The organism is Streptomyces sp. NPDC007025 (assembly GCF_042869455.1).
GTDB lineage: Bacteria > Actinomycetota > Actinomycetes > Streptomycetales > Streptomycetaceae > Streptomyces.
In genome coordinates this window covers 154,892-176,007 of record NZ_JBIAFT010000001.1, presented here as the reverse complement: position 1 = coordinate 176,007, position 21,116 = coordinate 154,892, and the positions used below count along the sequence as shown (strand labels likewise).

The following is a 21,116-nucleotide window of genomic DNA, read 5'->3' as shown; positions in this document are numbered from 1 at the left end:
TAAGTCCCCTCTGCCCGCCTGGCAAGAACCCGTACGGGGCGGCGAGCACCCCACCTCTTTACCCGTCCGTAACCTACTGGTGGGTTACCCCCGGTAGCCCAACCCGCCTACTCTCCAGTCACTTTCCCCCACCCGGGTCGCCGACGACATCTGGAGCAGTGCATGCGTCCCTCCCCCACCTCCGTGCGTACCGCCTCGGCCCTCCTCGCCGGAACGCTCGCCGCCACCGGTCTGGCCGCCGCCCCCACCGCCGCCGCACAGCCGGCGCGGGCCCCGGCGGCAGCCTCGCTGCCGGAGTTCGTCGACATCGAGGGCGCCGGCGGCATCACCCTCAAGGCGAACGTGCTCCTCCCCGCGGGCGCCTCCGCCAAAGGCACCCGGCAGTACCCGCTGATCGTGCTGCCCACCAGTTGGGCCACCCCGCAGATCGAGTACTTCGCGCAGGCCCGCAAGCTCGCCGGCTCCGGCTATGTGGTGGTCACCTACAACTCGCGCGGCTTCTGGCAGTCCGGCGGCCGGATCGAGACCGGCGGACCGAAGGACATCGCCGACGCCTCCCGCGTCATCGACTGGGCGCTGGCCCACACCCCGGCCGACGAGGACCGCGTCGGCATGGGCGGAGTCTCCTACGGCGCCGGCATCAGCCTGCTGGCGGCCGGGCACGACCCGCGGATCAAAGCGGTCACCGCGCTCAGCGGCTGGGCCGACCTGATCGGCGCCATCTACAGCGGCCGCACCCAGCACCTCCAGGCAGCCGGACTGCTCGGCGGCTCGGGCGAACTCACCGGCCGTCCCAGCGCCGAACTGCGGGAGATCCTGAAGAACTTCCTCTCCTCCGACCTGGACAAGGAGGACGAGATGATCGCGTGGGGCGAGAAGCGCTCCCCCACGACCTACCTCGACCGGATCAACGACAACGGCGCCGCCATCATGCTCGGCAACGCCTGGAACGACTCGATCTTCCCGCCGAACCAGTACGCCGACTTCTACGAGAAGCTGCGCGGCCCCAAACGGCTGGAGTTCCGCCCCGGCGACCACGCCACCGCCGAGGCGACCGGCCTGCTCGGGCTCCCCAACGACACCTGGTCGCACGCCCGCCGCTGGTTCGACCGCTATCTGAAGGGCGAGCGGAACGGCATCGCCACCGAAGCCCCCGTCCAGCTCAAGTCCCGCTCCGGCGGCGGCTACGAGGGCTTCGGAAGCTGGCGGGAGGTCTCCGCCGGCAGCCGCTCCGTCCCGCTCGGCGGGACGAAGAAGCTGGCCACCGGCAAGGACTCCGGCGCCGACGGCGGCACGGTCCTGCTCACCGGCGTCCTCGACCAGTTCCTCAAGCTTCCGCCCCTGGTATACGTACCGCTGCTGCCGCGCTCCCGGGCCGCCGTATGGCAGTCGGAGCGCTATTGGACGAAGACCGCGGTGCGCGGCACGCCGACCCTGCACACGACAGTGACCAGCACCAGGGCGAACGGCACCTACTACGCCTACCTCTACGACGTCGGCCCGCTGGGCACCGGCAAGCTGATCACGCACGCCCCCTACACGTTCCACGACCGCACCCCCGGAAAGCCGTTCCCGGTGGATCTGGAACTCTTCTCCACGGCGTACGACGTCCCCCGGGGTCACCGGCTCGCCGTCGTCGTCGACACGGTCGACCCGTTGTACGCCGAGTACAACCCGGACGGCGCCCGGCTGGAGTTCACCTCACCCGCACACGCCCCCTCGCGGCTGACGGTGCCGACGGGCGCCGGGCGCTGACCTCCCGGCCCCGGCGGTCCGGCCCGCCGGGGCTCAGTCCGAACCGGCCCGGCGGTAGAGGCGCCCCGCCCCGCCGGACTCCCCGACCGGGGCGACCCGGATCGCGTCGTCGCCGACCGCGGTGATCCGCAGCGACTCGACCGACGCCGCGCACCCGGGCCCCGAGGCCCCGTCCACCCGGTCCGGCCCGTACGTCAGGGTGTCCCCCTCCGCACCGCCGAGGGTGTTCTCCCACACGCAGGGCACGCCCGCGTGCTCCCCGGCCAGCCGTATGGTGGCGGTCCCGACCCGGCCGCGGTGCAGGGTGAGGGTGCGCTCCTCGCCCTGCGCCGTGGTCCCCTGCCACTCGCCCGCCATCCCGCGGGGCACGGGGGCCGCGGGGTCGCCCACCTTGCGCAGCTTCGCCGAGAGCGACCCGCTCGGATAGATCCAGGAGAGGGTGCCGTCGGTGCGCAGCCGCAGCTTCTGCTCCTGGTAGGGGGAGCAGGACGTGGACGCGGGATGGCTGCCGGTGATCCGGCTGGTGATCCGCAGCCCCGTGTCGGCGCCCTCGAAGGCCACCAGTGTCGCCTCGCCCTCGCACATCATGTCGGCACGGATGTTGACGGTCCTGGCCACGACTTCGCCCTGCTCACCCTGCCGGATCTCGAACCGGCGGGTGATCGTGGAGCCGTCGGCGTCCTGGACACTGCCCTGCCAGGCGCCCAGATACCCCTTGGGCAGCGCGCCGCCCGGAGCCGGACTGCCGATGTCCTCCGGCGACGGAGTCCCCGGCCCGTCACCGGGAGACGCCTCCGCCGCGGCATCCGGCTGCTGCCGCTCGGTGTCCCCGCCGTCGTCGTACACGCGCAGCGCGACGAAGGTGCCGAGACCGGACCCCAGCGCCAGCACCACACCGAGCGCCCCCAGCAGCATGCCGCGCCGGTGCGCGCGTTCGGGCCGGACCGCACCCGGGCCGGGCACGGCGTACGGCGGCGTCGCGGGCCGGCCGGGCTCCGGGGGCTCGCCGCCGTGCGGAGGATGTGGTCCGGCGGGCGCCGGCGGCGGTCCCGTGACGGTCAGCATGCCGTGCATCTGCTCCTCGCCGGGCGCCAGGGGCGGCGCCCCGGCCCCGGACCCGGTCTCGCCGACCTCCGCGGCCGCTCCCCCGGTGCCGGACGCCGCGGGGTCGCCGGAAGCGGGGGTGTCACCGGGAGCGGGGGCTGCTGCGAAGTCGGTACCCGGCGGATGGGACGGAGTGACGGCGGTGGCCGGAGAGCCGGTCGCCGCAGTGGCCGCCGCCTCGGCACCGGCCGGATCGGGTCCGTCGGTCCCCGTGGCGCGCTCCTTCGGCTGCGGAGCGTCCGGCGCGGCCGGGGGCGGTGACTCCGGTGATTCCGGGTGTCCGGCGCCGGGAGCGGGCGGGACGGCGGGCGCCTCGGCGACCCGGGCCGCTGCTGCCCGGGCGCCGGGCACCTCCGCGTCCAGCAGGCGTGCCGCGTGCCGGCCCAACTGGGCCACCAGGCCCGCCGGGAGCCAGGGGTCGGCGGTCTCCGAACCGGACGCGCCAGGGCCGGGCTCCCCCTCGGGGTCCGCCGTCCGGTCCAGGATCTCCGACAGCCCCGGCCGCTGCGCGGCGGGCTTGGCCAGGCAGTCGGCGACCAGGTCCCGCAGTTCCCCGGGAACGCCCGCCAGGTCGGGCTCCTCCTGGGTGATCCGGTACAACTGCACGTGCCCGGCGGCTCCGTCGCCCCCGAAGGGAGTGCGTCCCGTCGCGGCGAAGGCGAGCACCGAGCCGAGCGAGAAGATGTCGCTGCTCCCGGTCACCCGGTCACCGCGCACCTGCTCGGGAGACATGAACCCGGGCGAGCCGACGACGGCGCCCGTCCGCGTCAGATGCGCGTCCGCCACGGTCTCCAGGGCCCGCGCGATACCGAAGTCGATAACGCGCGGGCCGTCGATGGTGACCAGGATGTTCGAGGGCTTCACGTCGCGGTGTACCAGCCCCGCTTCGTGGACGGCACCGAGCGCGCGGGCGAGCCGATTGGCCAGGATGCGGAGGGTGCGCGCGGGCAGCGGCGTCCCCCGGTCGGCGACGGCCTCGTACAGTGTGATGCCCGGTATGTAGCCGGTGGCGACCCAAGGCGGCTCGGCCTCGGTGTCCGCGTCCAGCACCGGCGCCGTCCACTCGCCGCCCACCCGGCGCGCGGCACCGACCTCCTGCTCGAAGCGGTGCCGGAACTCGGCGTGTCCGGCCAGCTCCGGCCGCACCAGCTTGACGGCGACGGTACGGCCGCGCGGGGACTGGGCGAGGTAGACGCTGCCCATTCCCCCTTCGCCGAGCCGCCCCAGCAGCCGGTACTGGCCGATGCGTTCAGGATCGTCCGCACGCAGGGACCTCATGCCCTCTCCCCCGGTCCGTTCGGCCGCGACGGGCCGTCACACAGCTTTGCAGAGCGATCGTACGGCCTGTGATCAGGCGGCAACCACGCACCGTGCAGGGCGGTCGGCCCCGGTTCGGCGCTTCCGGTCCTCCGGGCCTCACGGACCCGCGGGCGCGCCGGACGGGCTGGTACGGACGACGCAGGGGGATACGGGGCACCGGGCGGACGCGAACCGGGCGGCAGCGGCGGACCGGTGCGGAACGGGCCGCCGGACGCGCGGCGTTCGGCCGCCGACCGGAGCGGGACGGTGGCACGCGGCCGGGCGGCCGGCGCCCGGCGGATGCGGCGGGCGGGGCGGCATCGCGGCCCGCCCGCCGCCGGGTCCGTGCCGGTCCGTCAGCGCCGTGCGGGGTGTACGACCATCGCCGAACCGCCGCCGCGGCGCTCGGGCTCGGCCGCCGCGCGCCAGTGGCCCGACCCGGGCAGTCGCCGCACCCCGGTGACGGCGCCGATCTCCGCCGTCTCCTCGAACGAGTGCCCGAGCGCGGCCAGTCGGCGGCGTACCGGACTGTCCAGCAGCGCGGGCTCGGCGACGGTCCTCGCCGTGTTCCGCTGGCTGGCGCGGGGCGCGGCGATGGCGTCGACGAGCGGCATCCCGCGGTCGAGATGGTTGGTGAGAGTCTGCAGCACCGTCGTGATGATCGTCGATCCGCCCGGCGAGCCCAGCGCCAGCACCGGCTCGCCGTGCCGCAGGACGACGGTCGGCGACATCGAGGAGCGCGGGCGCTTGCCCGGCCCGGGCAGATTCGGATCGTGCACCCCGGGGGCGCTGGGCACGAACGAGAAGTCGGTCAGCTCGTTGTTGAGCAGGAACCCCCGGCCGGGCACGGTGATGCCGCTGCCGCCGGTCTGCTCGATGGTGAGGGTGTAGGCGACGACGTTGCCCCACTTGTCGGCGACGGTCAGATGAGTGGTGTTCTCGCCCTCGTAGGCGGTGGGCGCCGCCTGGTCGGCGTCCCCGCGCTCGCAGCGCTCCGGCCGACGCGGGTCACCCGGCGCCACCGGACTCCGGAGGGCCGCGGCGTCGTCGATCAGGCACTCCCGGGAGTCCGCGAACCGCTGCGAGGTCAGCCCCCTGGTCGGCACGTCCTCCTGGGCCGGATCGCCCACCCAGCGGCCCCGGTCGGCGAAGGCGATGCGGCTCGCTTCCAGGTAGCGGTGCAGATACGCCTTCCGGCTCAGGGAGCCCAGATCGCTGCGTTCGAGGATGTTGAGCGCCTCGGCGACGGTGGTGCCGCCGGACGAGGAGGGCGCCATGCCGTACACGTCCAGACCGCGGTAGGCGGTCCGGGTCGGGCGCTGGGAGAGCACCCGGTAGGCGCGCAAGTCCGCTGCCGTCAGATCGCCGGGCCGCACCGTGCGGTCCGTGCCCTCGGCGACGGGCGGCTTGCGCACGGCCTGTACGAGGTCGCGGCCGATTCCGCCGCGGTAGAGCGCGTCGGTGCCCTTGCGGGAGAGTTCCCGGTAGGTGCGGGCGAGGTCGGGGTTCCGCAGCCGCGAGCCGACCTCGGGCAGTTCACCGCCGGGCAGGAACAGCTTCGCTGTCGCCGGGAAGTCGCGGAAGCGGTCCTCGTTCTGCGCGGTCTGGTCGCGGAAGGTCCGGTCGACCGTGAAGCCGCGCCGCGCCAGTTCGGTCGCCGGACGCAGCGCCTGGGCCAGCGACTTGGTGCCGTAGACGCGCAGCGCCTTCTCCCAGGTGGCGGCGGTGCCCGGGGTCCCGACGCCGAGGCCGCTGGTGACGGCCTGGTCGAACGGGAGGGGTTGGCCGTCCTCGGTGAACAGGTTCCGGTCCGCGCTGCGGGGTGCCGTCTCACGGCCGTCGAGGGTGTGCACCCTGCGGGTGGCCGCGTCGTAGTACACGAAGTACCCGCCGCCGCCGATGCCCGCCGAGTACGGTTCGGTCACCCCGAGCGCCGCGGCTGTGGCCACCGCCGCGTCCGCCGCGTTGCCGCCGTTCCTGAGCACCCTGATGCCCGCCGCCGAGGCGTCCGCGTCGACGCTGGAGACGGCGCCCCCGTAGCCCGTCGCCACCGGTGACTTGCCGTGCGGGTGGCCGTGCCCGGCCGGGTGCCGGTCGGGCTGGGCCGGCCCCGCGCCCAGCAGGCCCGCCACCACGGCCCCGGTGCCGAGCACCGCGGCGAGACGGCGTGCGGTACGCCGGGGGCGGGCGGGTCCGGCTGCGGTGCGCCCGCCCGCGCGGGCGGGTGGGCCGTCGTCGGGGCGCGGCGGGTGGCCGGTGGGAGAGGGCGTCATGCGGGCCTCCTTGGGGCGTGCTCCGGGGAACGCGCGTGATCCGCGCAGCGTAGTGCGGTCGACTCGGCTGCGTCAGCACCCCGCGGCGGGCCGGCCGGACGGCCACCCGGCCGGACTCCGCCGTTCCGAGGGCCTACGCTGCGCCCCCATGGACGAGAACCTGAGAGAGATCGCACTCGGACTGATCGCCGCCGCCCTCACGGCAGCCGCGGGCTGGCTGGCCCGCAGCTCCCTGTGGCGCCGCAGACTCCACCGCAGGCAGCGCTTCTTCGGCATGCCGGAGAACTCCTCCTGCCTGCTCGTGGTCAACCGGGACCCGGGGGTGGAGGAGTGGAAAGTGGCGCCCGACGACGTGTTCGCGCTGCTGGAGCTGTCCGGAATCATCAAGGACTGCGGTGCCCGGGCGGACATCGTCGGGCACGACACGACCCGTCAGGGGTTCGGCGAACGCACCGAGTTCTGCCTGGGCGGCCCGGCCTCCAACCGGCGGACCGCCGCGCATCTGCAGTCGCTGCTGCCGGGGGTGTCGGTGGTCATGGAGGGCGAGGCGCCGGGGGTCTTCGCCATCGGCAGCGACCGCTACCGGGCGGAGAAGGGGACGGTCGAACATGTGCTACTGGCCCGGCTGACCGGGAACCAGGACGGGCCCGGGACGCGGCCGGTCTTCCTCATATGCGGCCAGCGGCCCGTCGACAACCAGGCCGCCGCCCGGTATCTGGTGCGCCACCATGCCAGGCTCGCCCGCAAGCACGGCCGCAACGGCACCTTCTGCCTGCTGCTGAAGGTCGTCAACTCGCAGGCCTACGGGCCGGACGTGGTCGAACTGGTCGCGGACGTGACCCGCGCGGCCACGACCGCGGCGGAGTGAGGCGGGCGGTGCTCACGGTTCGGAGCCGGGCATGGTGGGGGCGGCTTCGGCGGGAGCCACCGGGACGGCCTCGTTCTTGACGTTGCCGCGCTCGCGCCGTGCGACCCAGTTGGCGAACCAGGACAGCAGCATGCACAGTCCGATGTAGACCGTCGAGATCACGATCACGACGGGGATGAACGGCATGGTGTAGTCCATGTTGATGGCGATCAGCCGCCCCGCGTGCAGGAACTCCTCGTAGGTGATCAGGTATCCGAGCGAGGTGTCCTTCAGCGCGACGACGAGCTGGCTGATGATCGCCGGCAGCATGGCCCGCACCGCCTGCGGCACCAGGACATGCACCATGACCTGGGTCTTGCGCATCCCGAGGGCGTAGGCGGCCTCCCGCTGGCCTCGGTCGACGGAGAGCACACCGGAGCGGAAGACCTCCGCGAGCACGGAGCCGTTGTAGAGGGTCAGCCCGGTCACCAGGGCCGGCAGCGGCTGGACCTCCAGGGCGACGAAGACGAAGAAGATCATGACCAGTACGGGCATCGCCCGGAAGAACTCCACCAGCAGGGTGGCGGCCCACCGCACCGTCCGGTGCTCGGAGAGCCGTCCGGCGGCCAGCAGACCGCCCAGGGCCAGCGCGAGGACGGCGGCCAGCGCGAAGGCCTTCAGAGTGTTGCCGAGGCCGCGCAGCAGCAGTTCCTGGATCCCCGTGTAGCCGAAGGGCCGCCACTTGACGAAGGCGAACTGCCCGGTCACGACGAGCAGCTGGACCACCCAGGCCACCAGCGCTGCGAGGGCGAGAGTCGTCAGGACCCCGTAGAGCAGGTGCCGGGTCCGCGCCCTGGGGCCGGGGATGTCGTAGAGCGCGGAGGGCGCCGGCGGCGCGTGCCGCCGGGAGCGGAAGCGCGGGCTCACCGGGCCACCCCCCAGCGCCGCTCCAGGGCGTGGAAGAGCGCGCTGATCGACAGGGTCAGGATCAGATAGCCGACCGCGATCCACACGAAGCTCCAGATCACGCTGTACCCGTTCTCGCTGAGCGTCTTGTAGGTGCTCAGCAGTTCCACGACGCTGAAGGAGCCCGCGATCGCGGAGTTCTTGGCGAGAGCGATCAGAGTGGAGCCGATCGGCGCGATGACGGTGCGGAACGCCTGCGGCAGGACGACGGCGCCCAGCGTCTGCCCGAAGGTCATCCCCAGGCTGCGGGCCGCCTCGCCCTGCCCCACCGGCACCGTGTTGATGCCCGAGCGCACCGCCTCGCAGATGAACGCGGAGGTGTAGCAGCCCAGTGCCAGCACCGCGAACAGCTCGAACGGCAGCGCCACGCCGAAGCGGGGCAGCCCCAGCAGCAGGGCGAAGAACAGCAGCGTCAGCGGGGTGTTGCGCAGCACCGTCACCCAGGTGGTGCCGACCGCGCGCAGCGCGCGCACCGGTGCCACCCGGAACCCGGCCGTCAGCACACCGACGGCCAGCGCCAGCAGCGAGGAGTAGAGGGTCAGCCGCACGGTCCCCCAGAAGCCCTCGCCGTAGAGGGAGAAGTTCTCCGTCAGTACGTCCATGGGCCGTTCGCACTCCTCTCAGCGCGTCAGCGCGGGGTCGACACGGGGCGGCCACGGTGCGGGACGGCCGGAGAGCCCGAGCGTGACGTCGTAGGCCCGCTTCCAGTCGCCGTTCCGCTCCCGTGCCACCAGGGCCTGATCCAGCGCACGGGCCAGCGCCCGGTCCCGGCGGGGCACGCCGATGCCGTACGGCTCCTCGGAGAACGCCCTTCCGACGACCTTCAGATGCGCCGGGTCCTTGGCCGCGTAGCCCAGCAGGATGGTGTCGTCCGTGGTGACCGCGTCGACCTGGTGGTTGAGGAGGTTGTCCACGCAGATGGCGTAGCTGTCGTAGGCGACCGCGTCGGCACCGGGGTAGTCGGACTGGACGCGCTGCAGCGGGGTGGAGCCGACAGCCGAGCAGATCTTCCGGCCGGCCATCCCGTCGGGGCCGGTGAGCTGCTTCTCGTCGCGGCGCACCAGCAGCCGCTGCCCGGCGATGTAGTAGGGCCCGGCGAAGCCGACGAGTTTCTTGCGGCCCTCGTTGATGGTGTAGGTGCCGACGTAGTAGTCGATCTGGCCGTTCTGCAGGGCGGTTTCGCGGTTCGCTGAGGCGATGGCCTTGTAGGTGATCTGCCGGTCCGGATCGAACCCGAGCGAGGCCGCCGTCATCTCGGCGATCTCGATGTCGAAGCCGCTGTACACGCCGGTGGCCGGGTTCTTCTCCCCCATGCCCGGCTGGTCCTCCTTGACGCCGATGGTCAGCTTCCCGCTGCGGTGCGCGCTGCGCCAGGTGGGCGAGGCGGGCAGCGAGAAGTCCCGGTCGACGGCGTAGTGCGGGAGTCTGCCCGGTTGCGGGCCGCGGGCGGGAGGGCGGCCGGAGGCTCCGCATCCGGCTACGGCGAGCAGCAGCCCGGCTGCCAGGCAGCGGGCGAGGCGGTGCACGGCGCCCCGGCGGGGGGCACGGGTACCGCGGGACGGAGCAGGCACAGGCACGACCGGGCCCCCTCAGTGCTTGAGGATCTTGGCGAGGAAGTCCTTGGCGCGCTCGCTGCGGGGCGCGGTGAAGAACTCGTCCGGGGCGCGGTCCTCGACGATCCGGCCGTCGGCCATGAACACCACACGGTGGGCCGCGGAGCGGGCGAAGCCCATCTCGTGGGTGACCACGACCATGGTCATGCCGTCCCGGGCGAGTTGCTGCATGACCTCCAGGACCTCGCTGATCATTTCCGGGTCGAGCGCGGAGGTGGGCTCGTCGAAGAGCAGTGCCTGCGGATCCATGGCCAGGGCCCGCGCGATGGCCACCCGCTGCTGCTGTCCGCCGGACAGCTGCGCCGGGTACTTGTCCGCGTGCTCGGCCAGGCCGACCCTGCGCAGCAGTTCCCGGGCCTGCGCGTGTGCCGCGTACTTCTTCCTGCCGCGCACCTTCAGCGGCGCGAGCGCCACGTTGTCCAGCACGGTCTTGTGCGCGAAGAGGTTGAACGACTGGAAGACCATGCCGACTTCGCTGCGCAGCCGGGCCAGTTCCCGGCCCTCCTCCGGGAGGGGGCGGCCGGCCAGGGTGATGGTGCCGGACCCGATGCTCTCCAGCCGGTTGATGGTGCGGCACAGCGTCGACTTGCCGGAGCCCGACGGGCCGATGACGACGACGACCTCGCCGCGGCCGACGGTGAGGTCGATGTCCCGGAGCACGTGCTGCGTGCCGTAGTGCTTGTTGACTCCGCGCAGCTCGATCAGCGGTTCCATAGGAAACGGAAACTATCGGGGCGAATGGGTCATCACCGGGATGACACGCAGCAAGGCGATATACCGGTCGGCGTACGTCAGTCCTCGCTGACCTCGGCGTACGCCTGGGACAGCTCCGGCGAGCCCGTCTCGGCCCAGTTGGTGCCCTCCTCCAGCACGTCCGCCTCCCGGCCGGAGGGCAGCCGCACCACCGGCTGCCCGTTGGGCCACCGCACCCAGCGGGCTCCCGGCACCGACCGCACCATCACGGTCCCCAGGTAGAGCCCGGCGTCCGTGCCGAGCCACGGGGTGACCTCGGGGTCCTCGCGCCAGTGCGGCAGCAGCTGGTCCAACGCGGCCAGTGACTCCACCGAGTCGTCGAGTTCGACACCCGCCCCGCGCGCCTGCTCGCGCAGGAGTTCGCATTCGGAGAGGAGCTGTGCCGCGTCCTCCGGATCGTCCGACAGCCGGCGGCTCGATGCGACCGCCCCCTCGGCATCCGGGTGGGGCTTGCGCCAGTTGTCCAGAAAGGGGAAGTGCATGCGCATCAGCGTGGCATCCTCGCGCCCGTGGGCACTATAGGCGCGCTGGGTGCGAAGCCCGGCCGGTTTGGGCCGCCGGACACCTTGACGCCGCGTCAGGGCCTCTCTAACTTCACCCCGCCTCGGTGGAATCCGGGGTGCACGCACCGCAGTCGGAGTCCCACGAGAGGGCATCACGTGCGCAGACGTACCTGTACCCGGTCCCTCACCGTCCTGGTGGCCGCCGTGGCCGCGACGGCACCGACCCTGGTGGCGACGGCCACCGCGCAGCAGAGCACCCGGCAGACGGCGCCCGCCGGCCCCGGCGCCGAGCGGCCGCTCCCCCTGGAACGCCTCTACGACAACCGCGCGGTCAGCGACGACGCCGCACCGGATGCCGCCGACTTCGACGGCGCCGGACGCTCACTCTCCGCGCAGGACCTCAAGGCCGCGGGCTGGGAGCCCGGGGCCCGGCTGGACCTGGACGCGGCCGGACTCCGCTGGCCGGACCGGGCCCCGGGCCGCCCCGACAACGTGCGCGCCGACGGGCAGCGGGTGCGGGTCGGCGGCCGGGGCGAGGCGCTCACCTTCCTGGTGGCCGCGACCTCGCCGCACGGCCCGGCGGACGCCGCCGGCGGCGAGGGCACCGTCCGGTACCGGGACGGCTCCCGGAGCAGCTACACGCTCACCGCGGGCGACTGGCGCGGCGGCACGCCGGCCACCAAGGCCGTCGCACTGCCCCACCTCAACACCCGGCAGGGCGGGCAGCTCGCGGAGAAGGCGCGGCTCTACGCGGTGACCGTGCCCCTGGAGCGCGGCCGCACGGTCGGTTCGGTCACCCTGCCCCGGGATCCGGGCGCCGACGCCGATCTGCACGTCTTCGACCTGGCCGTGCGGCCCGAGGCCACCGGGTGGACGGGGACCTGGTCCGCCGGTACCGGCGGCTACACCGGCACCGGCGAGTGGCGGGACCGGACGCTGCGGCTGGTCGTGCACACCTCGGCGGGCGGTCCCCGGGCGCGGATCCGCCTGGAGAACACCTTCGCCGCGCAGCCGGTGCGGATCGGGCACGCCTCGATCGCCGTGCAGAAGAACGGCGCCGCCGCACACCGGCACCCGACCCCGCTCACCTTCGACGGCGGTCGTCCCGGCACCCGGATCCCGGCCGGGGCCCGCGCCGTCAGCGACCCCGTGGGCTTCGACGTGCCCTCCGACACCAATCTGCTGGTGAGCATCCATCTGCCCGGACCGGTGTCCGCGGCGCCTGTGCACAGCGAGGCGCAGCAGCGGTCGTATCTGAGCGAGGACGGCAGCGGCGACCGCACCGGCGAGACCGGCGGGTCGGCCTTCACCGGCTCGCTGTCCATGTGGCCGTTCCTGACCGGCGTCGACGTGCGGGGCGGCCCCGGCTCGGTGGTCACCCTCGGGGACTCCATCACGGACGGCGTCCGCTCCACGCAGGGAGCCAACCGACGCTGGCCGGACGTGCTGGCCGGGCGGCTGCTGGCGCAGAGCAGGGTGCCGCGGCTCGGGGTGCTCAACGAGGGCATCTCCGCCAACCGCATCGTCACCGACCGCTATCCCGGCGACGGTGTCAGCAGCGACACCGCGGGGGTGAGCGCGCAGCACCGGCTGGAGCGCGATGTGCTGGCTCAGACCAACGTGCGGACGGTGGTGCTCTTCGAAGGCATCAACGACCTGCGCTGGGGCGCCTCGGCCGAGCAGGTGATCGCGGGGATGAAGGCGATCGCCGCACGGGCGGCCGAGCGCGGGAAGCGGGTCGTGGTGGCGACGATCACGCCGTGCGAGGGCTATCACGACTGCACGGCGGAGGTCGAGGCCAAGCGGGCGAAGGTCAACGCCTTCGTCCGGGACAACGGCGGCCGCTTCGACGCCGTTCTGGACTTCGACAAGGTGGTGCGGGACCCCTCCCACCCGGAGCGGATGGCGCCCAAGTACGACTCGGGCGACCATCTGCACCCCGGTGACGCGGGACTGCGCGCCCTCGGCGAGTCGGTCGACCTGCGGCTGCTCGCGGACTGAACCGCACCGCGGAGACCTGGCCGGGGAGCGCGAGGGCGTCACACCTCCAGATCGACCACCACCGGAGCGTGGTCGGAGGCGCCCTTGCCTTTCCTGGCCTCCCGGTCGACGTAGGCGTCCGAGACCGCGGTGGTGAACGCCTCGTTGCCGTAGACCAGGTCGATCCGCATGCCGCGGTTCTTCGGGAAGCAGAGCTGCCGGTAGTCCCAGTAGGTGAACGGCACGTCGTACTTCAGCGGACGCGGGTGGACGTCCGAGACGCCCGCCGCCTCCAGGGCGGCGAGCGCCTCCCGCTCCCGGGCGGTCACATGGGTGGCGCCCTCGAACTCGGCGATGTCCCAGACGTCCTCGTCGGTCGGCGCGATGTTGAAGTCGCCCAGCACCGCGAACGGCGTCGCGGCCGAGGCGAACTTCTCCGCCGCGTCCCGCAGGGCCGCCAGCCACTCCAGCTTGTACTCGTAGTGCGGGTGCCCCACCTCGCGCCCGTTGGGTACGTACAGCGACCACAACCGCACCCCGCCGCAGGTGGCCGCGGCGGCGCGGGCCTCGACGGCGCCTTCCCAGGCGGGCGCGCCGGGCAGACCCAGCGCCGGGTCCTCGATGCCCACACGGGAGAGGACGGCGACGCCGTTCCAGCGGCCCTGGGCGCTGACGACCGACTCGTAGCCGAGCGCGCGCAGCTCCTGCTGCGGGAAGGTGTCGTCGGACACCTTGAGCTCCTGCAGGCAGAGCACGTCGGGCTGGGCGGACTCCAGCCACTGCGTCAGACGGGGCAGTCTGGCCGTTATCGAGTTGACGTTCCAGGTGGCAATTCGCATGCGGGACTCCGTCGGGGTCACGGGGGTCGTCCCCCGGCAGAATGCAGGCTACCGCGCCAGTCGGACACTCTCGCCGGGCCGGAGCTGGTTGTGCGCCGCGCCACCCGTTCCGGGGCCGCCCTCGCCGAGCATCCGGCCGAAGAACGCCAGCCCGAGGTCGCCCAGCAGGCCGTCGTGCACGTCGTAGACCTGCGCGGGGCTGACGGTGCGCACGTAGTCCAGCACCTCGGCGTACTTGTTCCAGGGCGCGTACACCGGCAGCAGCAGCGTCTTGACGGGCCGCTCGGGGACGGTGAGCGCGTCGCCGGGGTGGAAGACCAGCCCGTCGACGACGAATCCGATGTTGGTGATCCGCGGGATGTCGGGGTGGATGACGGCGTGCAGCTCCCCGTGCACCTCGACCTCGAATCCGGCCGCCTCGAACGTGTCACCGTGGCCCACGGTGTGGACGCGGCCCGGGAAGGCGCCGGAGAGCTGTTCGGCGACGCTGCGCAGCGTCCAGATCTGCGCCTCCGGATTGGCCTCCATGGCGGCGCGCAGCCGCAGCTCGTCGAAGTGGTCGGGGTGCTCGTGCGTGACGAGCAGCGCGTCCGCGCCCAGCCCGGCCTCCTGCTCGCTGTAGCCGCCCGGGTCGATGACGAGGGTGCGGCCGTCCTTCTCCAGCCGGACGCTGGCGTGGCCCTGCTTGGTGAGCTTCAGCGCCGTGTCGTTGGCATCAGTTCCCATGGGGCTCATTCTCCTCCCGGGGCTGCCGGTGGTCCTCCGGGGTGGTCTCCTCCCGGATCACCCGCTGGGCGACGGCGAACGCCGAGTTGGCCGCGGGCACCCCGCAGTAGACGGCGGTCTGCAGCAGCACCTCCTTGATCTCGGCGGGGGTCAGCCCGTTGCGCAGCGCGGCCCGGACGTGGAAGGCCAGTTCCTCCAGATGGCCGCGGGCCACCAGCGCGGTCAGCGTGATCACCGAGCGGGTGCGCCGGTCGACACCGGGACGGGTCCACACCTCGCCCCAGGCGTACCGGGTGACGAAATTCTGGAAGTCCTCGGTGAAGTCGTCGGCCTGCTCCAGGGAACGGTCCACGTAGGCGTCGCCGAGCACCTCGCGGCGCACCTTCATCCCCGCGTCGTAGGAGTCGGTGCGCAGCGCCGCCGCCGCGCCGGACTCCAGCTCGGCGACCGCGGACGCCTGCGGCGGTACGGGGCTGATGACGGGCGCCGGCGCCGGCGGGCCGGCGGCCGAGTCCTGCCAGGTGGTGGTGAAGTGCCGGATGAGCAGGTCCGTGACGGCCCCGGGCTGCTCGACCGGCGTCAGATGCGAGGCGCCGGGCACGATCGCGAGCCGCGCGTCGGGGATGCCCGCGACCAGCGCCCGGGCCTCGGCCGGCGGGGTGACCTGGTCCTCGGCTCCGGCCATGACCAGCGTGCCCACCCCTATGCGGTCCAGCGAGTCCTTGACGTCGAAAGAGGCCAGCGCCTCGCAGGCGGCGATGTAGCAGCCCGGGTCGGTGGTGCGGACCATCTGCACGGCCCACTCGACGATGGCGGGCTGCGCGGCGGCGAAGCCCGGGGTGAACCAGCGCTCGGGGGTGGTGCGGGCGATCGGGTCGAGCCCGTTGGTCCGGATGACGACCCCGCGCTGCCGCCAGCTGTCCGCGGTGGCGAACCGGGGCGAGGAGGAGATCAGCGCGAGCGAGGTGACGCGCTGCGGGGCCCGCAGCGCGAGCTGGACGCCGATCGCGCCGCCGAGGGAGCAGCCCGCGTAGCCGAAGCGTTCGATGCCCAGCTGGTCGAGGGTGGCCAACAGCCGCTCGGCGTAGGCGTCGGCCGAGTCGGCGGAGTAGGCCGGGGAGCCGCCGTGCCCGGGCAGGTCGAATCTGAGCACCCGCCAGTTCCGGGTCAGCTCGGGGATCTGCCGGTCCCACATGTGCCAGGTGGTGCCGAGGGCGGGGCCGAGGACGAGTACGGGCGCGTTGTCGGGCCCGTCGGTCCGGTGCTGCAGCGTCTGGGCGGGGGTCACCGTGCTTCACCTCGGGCTGACGTGCGGGACGGGTTGGGGGAGGGACGGCCGTTGCTCACGCGTGCACGCTATCGAGCGGCGGGCGGTCCGCACTCCTCGGGGGCGCCCGCTCCGGGGCGCAGGGCGCATCCGTGGCGGCAGCGTGCGCGGGGCGTGCGGAGCACGCGCGGAGGCCGTGGAGGAAACGTGCGGACTCAGAACTCGGCCGTGGAGACGACGTAGACCCGGGGTCTGCTCTGATACGTCGTGTCCACCGTGATCACCAGGTCGGGCTCGCTCCCGGGCTGGTCGAGGCGCAGGCTCCGGTAGTGGCTGCTGGGCTCGTCGAACCGCCAGCCGACCACTCTGGCCTTCCGCCCGCTGATGGCGACCTCGCCCCCGGTCATCTCGCCGCGGCTGCTCCCGATGTCCTCCAGGAACTCGGTGAGCCGCTTGGGGCTGGTGCGGAACTGCACCCACATGGTGCTCTTCTGCCAGGCGTTCGCCTCGTAGAAGGCCACCCGGGTCGAGGAGACCGGCACCGGGACGCTGTAGATCCGCTGGCTGACCTTGGGGGGCCGCGCGTAGGTGAGGCTGGTCGCGGCGGCGGCGCGCTCCTTGTCCTTGCCGCTGGCGCGGCTCTTGAACGCCGACTGCACCAGGTAACCGGCCGGCAGCGCGATGAGCAGCACCACGATCACCAGTACGGCGAGGCGGTGGCGGGGCCGGTGCGGAGGGCGCTCGCGGGGCTCGGAGGGGCGGGGACTGTCGTCGGTGTGCGGCATGGCGCTGGGCGTCTCGGAGAGTGTGGTGGATGTTCGGCGGGGCGGCGGTCCCGGCCCCGTCACTGACCGACGGCCCGGCGCAGGTTGTCCGCCGCCCGCTCGTAGCGCTCGTAGCGCTCCAGCCGGCGCCGGTTGGCACGCCGGAAGCGGCGGGCCACCAGCCGGGCCAGGTCCGCAGCACCGACCATACCCGCCTCGGGGCCCAGCTGCGCCTTCACGATCCGGGCCTCCGGCCGGTAACCGCGGCCGGTGAGCTGTCGCCGGAACGCCTCCCTGGCGGGTTCGATCAGCAGCTCGTCGGCCGCGCTCACCCCGCCGCCGACCACGAAGCAGGACGGGTCCAGGGCGGCCGCCAGATTGGCCAGACCCACCCCCAGCCAGGAGCCGACCTCGTGGAAGAGTTCCGTGCACATGGCGTCGCCGGAACGGGCGAGCTCGGTGATCAGCGGTCCGGTGATGTCGCCGACCTGGCCGCCCACCCGGTCGATGATGCCGTAGGCGACCGGAGACTCGGCGGCCGCCAGCTCGCGGGCCTCCCGGACCAGCGCGTTCCCGGAGCTGTACTGCTCCCAGCACCCTCTGTTGCCGCACGGGCACCGGTGCCCGCCGGGCACCACCTGCATATGGCCGAACTCGCCGGCCACCCCGTACTTGCCGCGCTTGACCCGGCCGTCCTCCAGGATGGCGCCGCCGATCCCGGTGCCCAGCGTGATCATCACCAGGTGGTCCTCGCCGCGCCCGGCGCCGAACCGCCACTCGCCCCACGCCGCGGTATTCGCGTCGTTGTCCACCATCACCGGCACCGCCAGCCGCGCCGTCAGCGCGTCCTTGAGGGGCTCGTCGCGCCAGGCGAGGTGCGGCGCGAACAGCACCCGGGAGCGGTCCGCGTCGATCCACCCCGCCGCCCCGATGCCGACGGCGTGCACGTCGTGCCGGTCGGAGAGGTCGAGCACCAGCTCCGCGATGGTGTCCTCGACCACCTTCGGGCTCTTCGACTTCTCCGGCGTCTCGGCCCGCACCTTCTCCAGGATCACCCCGTCGGCGTCCACGACACCGGCCATGACCTTGGTGCCGCCGATGTCGATACCGACGGTGGGAACGCGGGGCGCCGACAGATGGGAGCGGCGCTCACGCGTGCTGACGGTCCTCAGCACGCTCGGGCTGGGGCCCGTCCGCCGTCGGTGGACCCGGTCTGCTCGCTGAAAGCTGTCCGCGTTCAAGAGGTGGTCGTCTCTCTGGGAGGGGTCTCACGGGTGGCGCCCGCTGCTGCCAGGGGTCAACGGTACGTCGTCCGGCGCACGGGCGCTCGGAGTCCCGTGCACCTCCGGGCCCGCCCCGGCTGCGGCCGGCGGGCCCGGGGCACCGGGGCTCAGTCGCGCTGCAGTTCGTGGCTGAGCTGGTCCAGCTCCGAGCCGCCCGCCATCTGCCGCACCAGCTCCTCCAGCTCCAGCCCGTCCTTCACATAGGACCCGGCCATGGCGCCGCGCTTGAGCAGCACGAAGCGGTCCCCGACGAGATAGGCGTGGTGCGGGTTGTGGGTGATCAGCACGACGCCGAGACCGGCGTCCCGGGCCGCGGCGACGTACTTGAGCACGACCCCGCTCTGCTTCACCCCGAGCGCGGCGGTGGGCTCGTCCAGCACCAGCACCTTGGCCCCGAAGTGCACGGCGCGGGCGATGGCGACGGACTGCCGCTCGCCGCCGGACAGCGTTCCGATCGGCTGGTCGACGTCCCGCAGGTCGATGCCCATCCGCAGCAGCTCGCTGTGCGTGGTGCGCCGCATGCGCTGCACGTCGAGCCGGCGCAGCGGCCCGCGGCCGGTCGTCGGCTCGGAGCCGAGGAAGAAGTTCCGCCACACGGGCATCAGCGGGACGACGGCCAGATCCTGGTAGACGGTGGCGATGCCGCGGTCCAGCGCCTGGCGCGGCGAGGAGAGCCGGGTCTCCTCGCCCTGGATGCGGAAGGTGCCGCCGTCGTGCTGGTGCAGCCCTGAGATGATCTTGATCAGGGTGGATTTGCCCGCCCCGTTGTCACCGAGCACACAGGTGATCTCCCCGGGCCGCACCGTCAGGGAGATGCCCTCCAGGGCCCGGATGTTGCCGTAGAACTTGCTGACGTCGGACAACTCGACGAGCGCCCCGTCGTCGGCCGGCTGTACCTCGCTCATCGGGTCGCCTCCGCGCGCTTCCGGATCCACGCGTTCAGCAGCGTGGCGAGCAGCAGCATCGCGCCCAGGAAGAACTTGAACCAGTCCGGGTCCCACTGCGCGTAGATGATGCCCTTGTTGGCCATGCCGAAGATCAGTGCGCCCACGGCGGCGCCGACCGCGGAGCCGTAGCCGCCGGTCAGCAGGCAGCCGCCGATGACGGCCGCGGCGATGTAGATCAGCTCGTTGCCGACGCCCTCGCCCGACTGGACGGTGTCGTAGTTGAACAGCAGATGCTGTCCGGAGATCCAGGCGGCGAACGCCACGCCCAGATACAGGCCGATCTTGGTGCGGGCCACCGGCACGCCGACGGCGCGGGCCGCGTCCACTCCGCCGCCCACCGCGAAGATCCAGTTGCCGACGCTGGTGCGCAGCAGGATCCAGGTGGCCGCCGCGACCAGCAGCAGCCACCACACGATGGTGATCTGCAGATCGACGCCGCCGAGGGTGAGCGTGGAGGCGAAGACGGCCTTGGCCGAGTCGAAGCCCTCCATGTCGCTGATGCTCTTGGTGGTGACCGTGCCGCTGATCAGTTTGGTGAGGCCGAGATTGAGCCCTGTCAGCATCAGGAAGGTGCCCAGAGTGATGATGAAGCTGGGCAGCCTGGTGCGGGTGAGCATGATCCCGTTGAAGAGCCCGATGGCCAGTGTGACCAGCAGCGACACCCCGACACCGACCCAGGTGTTGGCCGTCATCTGGTAGCTGAACATCGAGGAGGCCAGCGCGGAGGAGGTCACCATCACGCCGGTCGACAGGTCGAACTCCCCGCCGATCATCAGCAGCGCCACCGGCACCGCCATGATCCCCAGGGTGGAGGAGAAGTAGAGGACCGTGGAGAGGCTGGAGGGGCGCAGGAAGCTGTCGGCGACCAGCGCGAAGAAGACGAACAGCGCGAGGGCGCCGACCACGGCGCCCAGCTCCGGACGCCGCAGCAGCCGCACCGCCAGCGGACGGTGCACCAGCCGCTCGTCGGCCGCCGCCGGGGCCGGCGGACGGGGGTCCTCCGGCTGCGGGGCGTCCGGGGCATCCTGGCCGCCGGACCGGGTCGGGGCCGTCATCGGGTGCCCCGCTTCGTCAGCTCGGCCAGCTTGCCCGCGTCCTTCTTGGTGAGGATCTGCGGCCCGGTGAGCACCGGCTTGCCGCCGCCGAGCATGTCGGCGTTGTAGCGGTAGAGCCAGAGCAGGTCGACGGCCTCGTAACCCTGCATGTAGGGCTGCTGGTCGACGGCGAAGCCGATCGTGCCGTCCTGCAGTCCGGCGGCGACCTTGTCGTTGAGGTCGAAGGTGTCGATCTCGGCCTCGCTGCCCGCGTTCTCCTTCGCCTTCGCCGCGGTGGCCGCGAACGGTGCGCCGAGCGTGACGACCGCGTCGACCTTCTTGTCGGACTGGAGCTTGGCCTCGACCGACGACTGCACACCCGGCATGTTGGTGCCGTCCACGTACAGGTTCTTGACCTTGCCGTCGAATGTCTTCTCGATGCCGTCGCAGCGCTGCTCGTGGCCGACGTTGCCCTGCTCGTGGATGAGGCAGACGGCCTTCTTCCTGCCCCGCTCGTTCAGCTCGCGGCCGACGGCCTCACCCGCGAGGACCTCGTCCTGGCCGATGTGGGTCAGCGCGCCGAAGTCCTGCGAGACCTCCTGGCCGGAATTGATGGTGATGACCGGAATGCCGGCCTGCACGGCCTTCTTGACCACGCGCTTCATCGCGTCCGGCTTGGCGAGGGTGACGATCAGGCCGTCGACCTTCTTGTCGATCGCCGTCTGGACGAGCTGCGCCTGACGGCCGGCTTCCTTGTCGTGCGAGTAGAGGAACTCGATGTTGTCCTTGGCGGCGGCCTGCTCGGCGCCGCTCTGCACGATGTCCCAGTAGGTGTCGCCGTCGCCGGAGTGCGTGACCATGGCGACCTTCCAGCGCGGGGTGGACACGTTGGCCTTGCCCGAGGCCGCCTGCTCGCGCGCCTCCTCCGCCCGCTTGCCGCCGGTGCTGCTGCACCCGGAGAGCGCGGTCAGCGCGACCACCGTCGCCGCCACCGCGGCCCCCGTCGTACGTATGGACCTGCGGAACCTTCGCCGGGACCTCTGCACGCTGGCCACCTGTCCTGCTCTCTGGGTAGGTATACGGTCGGGAACCGCCCTGGATCTTCGCACACATATCCGCCACGGTGGCCGGAAACCCCCAGCCCGGCCCGCGGCCACCCCCTC

The 21,116-nt window shown here is 72.7% G+C and carries 18 protein-coding genes; 3 read left to right on the top strand and 15 right to left on the bottom strand.

Features of this window, described 5'->3' with window-relative positions; genetic code table 11:
- Positions 1–162: 162 nt before the first annotated feature.
- Positions 163–1,755 (top strand): alpha/beta fold hydrolase, encoded by a 1,593-nt coding sequence (locus ACFYMO_RS00505; protein WP_366771478.1) that lies wholly within the window; start codon positions 163–165, stop codon positions 1,753–1,755.
- Between the two features lie 33 nt (positions 1,756–1,788).
- Here the strand turns inward: ACFYMO_RS00505 and ACFYMO_RS00500 are convergent, their stop codons facing one another.
- Together ACFYMO_RS00500 and ggt are read right to left on the bottom strand one after the other, a co-directional pair.
- Positions 1,789–4,137: a serine/threonine-protein kinase gene (locus ACFYMO_RS00500; protein WP_366771479.1), complete on the bottom strand. Its 2,349-nt coding sequence runs from the start codon at positions 4,135–4,137 to the stop codon at positions 1,789–1,791.
- A 377-nt stretch (positions 4,138–4,514) separates the two neighbouring features.
- Positions 4,515–6,431, bottom strand: a complete 1,917-nt coding sequence (ggt, locus tag ACFYMO_RS00495; protein ID WP_388543261.1) for a gamma-glutamyltransferase — start codon at positions 6,429–6,431, stop codon at positions 4,515–4,517.
- Positions 6,432–6,579: 148 nt separating this feature from the next.
- Here ggt and ACFYMO_RS00490 point away from each other — a divergent pair, with 148 nt between their 5' ends.
- On the top strand, positions 6,580–7,299 hold the full coding sequence (locus ACFYMO_RS00490) for a hypothetical protein (protein WP_366771481.1): 720 nt from the start codon (positions 6,580–6,582) through the stop codon (positions 7,297–7,299).
- Positions 7,300–7,311: 12 nt separating this feature from the next.
- On the opposite strand, the gene ACFYMO_RS00485 is transcribed toward ACFYMO_RS00490, so the two are convergent.
- The 5 genes from ACFYMO_RS00485 to ACFYMO_RS00465 form a co-directional block, all read right to left on the bottom strand.
- A complete protein-coding gene (locus tag ACFYMO_RS00485) occupies positions 7,312–8,205 on the bottom strand; it encodes an amino acid ABC transporter permease (RefSeq protein WP_366771482.1) in 894 nt (297 codons plus the stop codon).
- Positions 8,202–8,846, bottom strand: a complete 645-nt coding sequence (locus ACFYMO_RS00480; protein WP_366771483.1) for an amino acid ABC transporter permease — start codon at positions 8,844–8,846, stop codon at positions 8,202–8,204. The genes ACFYMO_RS00485 and ACFYMO_RS00480 overlap by 4 nt, the downstream gene beginning before the upstream one ends.
- 18 nt (positions 8,847–8,864) lie before the next feature.
- Entirely contained in the window at positions 8,865–9,770 is a 906-nt protein-coding gene (locus tag ACFYMO_RS00475; protein WP_366771516.1) for a glutamate ABC transporter substrate-binding protein, read from the bottom strand.
- A gap of 63 nt (positions 9,771–9,833) precedes the next feature.
- Positions 9,834–10,571: an amino acid ABC transporter ATP-binding protein gene (locus ACFYMO_RS00470; protein WP_388543258.1), complete on the bottom strand. Its 738-nt coding sequence runs from the start codon at positions 10,569–10,571 to the stop codon at positions 9,834–9,836.
- A gap of 77 nt (positions 10,572–10,648) precedes the next feature.
- A complete protein-coding gene (locus ACFYMO_RS00465) occupies positions 10,649–11,092 on the bottom strand; it encodes a DUF6278 family protein (protein ID WP_026004722.1) in 444 nt (147 codons plus the stop codon).
- Positions 11,093–11,269: 177 nt separating this feature from the next.
- Between ACFYMO_RS00465 and ACFYMO_RS00460 the strand changes: the two genes are divergently transcribed.
- Positions 11,270–13,114 (top strand): SGNH/GDSL hydrolase family protein, encoded by a 1,845-nt coding sequence (locus ACFYMO_RS00460; protein WP_366771486.1) that lies wholly within the window; start codon positions 11,270–11,272, stop codon positions 13,112–13,114.
- Positions 13,115–13,152: 38 nt separating this feature from the next.
- On the opposite strand, the gene ACFYMO_RS00455 is transcribed toward ACFYMO_RS00460, so the two are convergent.
- The 8 genes from ACFYMO_RS00455 to ACFYMO_RS00420 all read right to left on the bottom strand — a co-directional run bounded on the left by ACFYMO_RS00455 (position 13,153) and on the right by ACFYMO_RS00420 (position 20,966).
- Positions 13,153–13,932, bottom strand: a complete 780-nt coding sequence (locus ACFYMO_RS00455) for an exodeoxyribonuclease III (RefSeq protein ID WP_366771487.1) — start codon at positions 13,930–13,932, stop codon at positions 13,153–13,155.
- Positions 13,933–13,980: 48 nt separating this feature from the next.
- Positions 13,981–14,658 carry an MBL fold metallo-hydrolase gene (locus tag ACFYMO_RS00450; RefSeq protein ID WP_019357142.1) on the bottom strand — a complete coding sequence of 226 codons (678 nt, stop codon included), beginning with the start codon at positions 14,656–14,658 and terminating at the stop codon, positions 13,981–13,983.
- Positions 14,648–15,946, bottom strand: a complete 1,299-nt coding sequence (gene pcaC / locus ACFYMO_RS00445; protein ID WP_366771488.1) for a 4-carboxymuconolactone decarboxylase — start codon at positions 15,944–15,946, stop codon at positions 14,648–14,650. The genes ACFYMO_RS00450 and pcaC overlap by 11 nt, the downstream gene beginning before the upstream one ends.
- A 194-nt stretch (positions 15,947–16,140) precedes the next feature.
- The gene (locus tag ACFYMO_RS00440; protein WP_388543255.1) at positions 16,141–16,710 is read right to left on the bottom strand and encodes a hypothetical protein; all 570 of its coding nucleotides are present in this window, start codon (positions 16,708–16,710) and stop codon (positions 16,141–16,143) included.
- Between the two features lie 59 nt (positions 16,711–16,769).
- Positions 16,770–17,864: an ROK family glucokinase gene (locus tag ACFYMO_RS00435; RefSeq protein ID WP_019357145.1), complete on the bottom strand. Its 1,095-nt coding sequence runs from the start codon at positions 17,862–17,864 to the stop codon at positions 16,770–16,772.
- A gap of 215 nt (positions 17,865–18,079) precedes the next feature.
- Positions 18,080–18,877, bottom strand: a complete 798-nt coding sequence (locus tag ACFYMO_RS00430; protein WP_366771490.1) for an ATP-binding cassette domain-containing protein — start codon at positions 18,875–18,877, stop codon at positions 18,080–18,082.
- Positions 18,874–19,974 (bottom strand): ABC transporter permease, encoded by a 1,101-nt coding sequence (locus ACFYMO_RS00425; RefSeq protein ID WP_366771491.1) that lies wholly within the window; start codon positions 19,972–19,974, stop codon positions 18,874–18,876. The genes ACFYMO_RS00430 and ACFYMO_RS00425 overlap by 4 nt, the downstream gene beginning before the upstream one ends.
- The gene (locus ACFYMO_RS00420) at positions 19,971–20,966 is read right to left on the bottom strand and encodes a sugar ABC transporter substrate-binding protein (RefSeq protein WP_366771517.1); all 996 of its coding nucleotides are present in this window, start codon (positions 20,964–20,966) and stop codon (positions 19,971–19,973) included. Before ACFYMO_RS00420 ends, ACFYMO_RS00425 begins: the two co-directional genes overlap by 4 nt.
- Between the last annotated feature and the right edge of the window lie 150 nt (positions 20,967–21,116).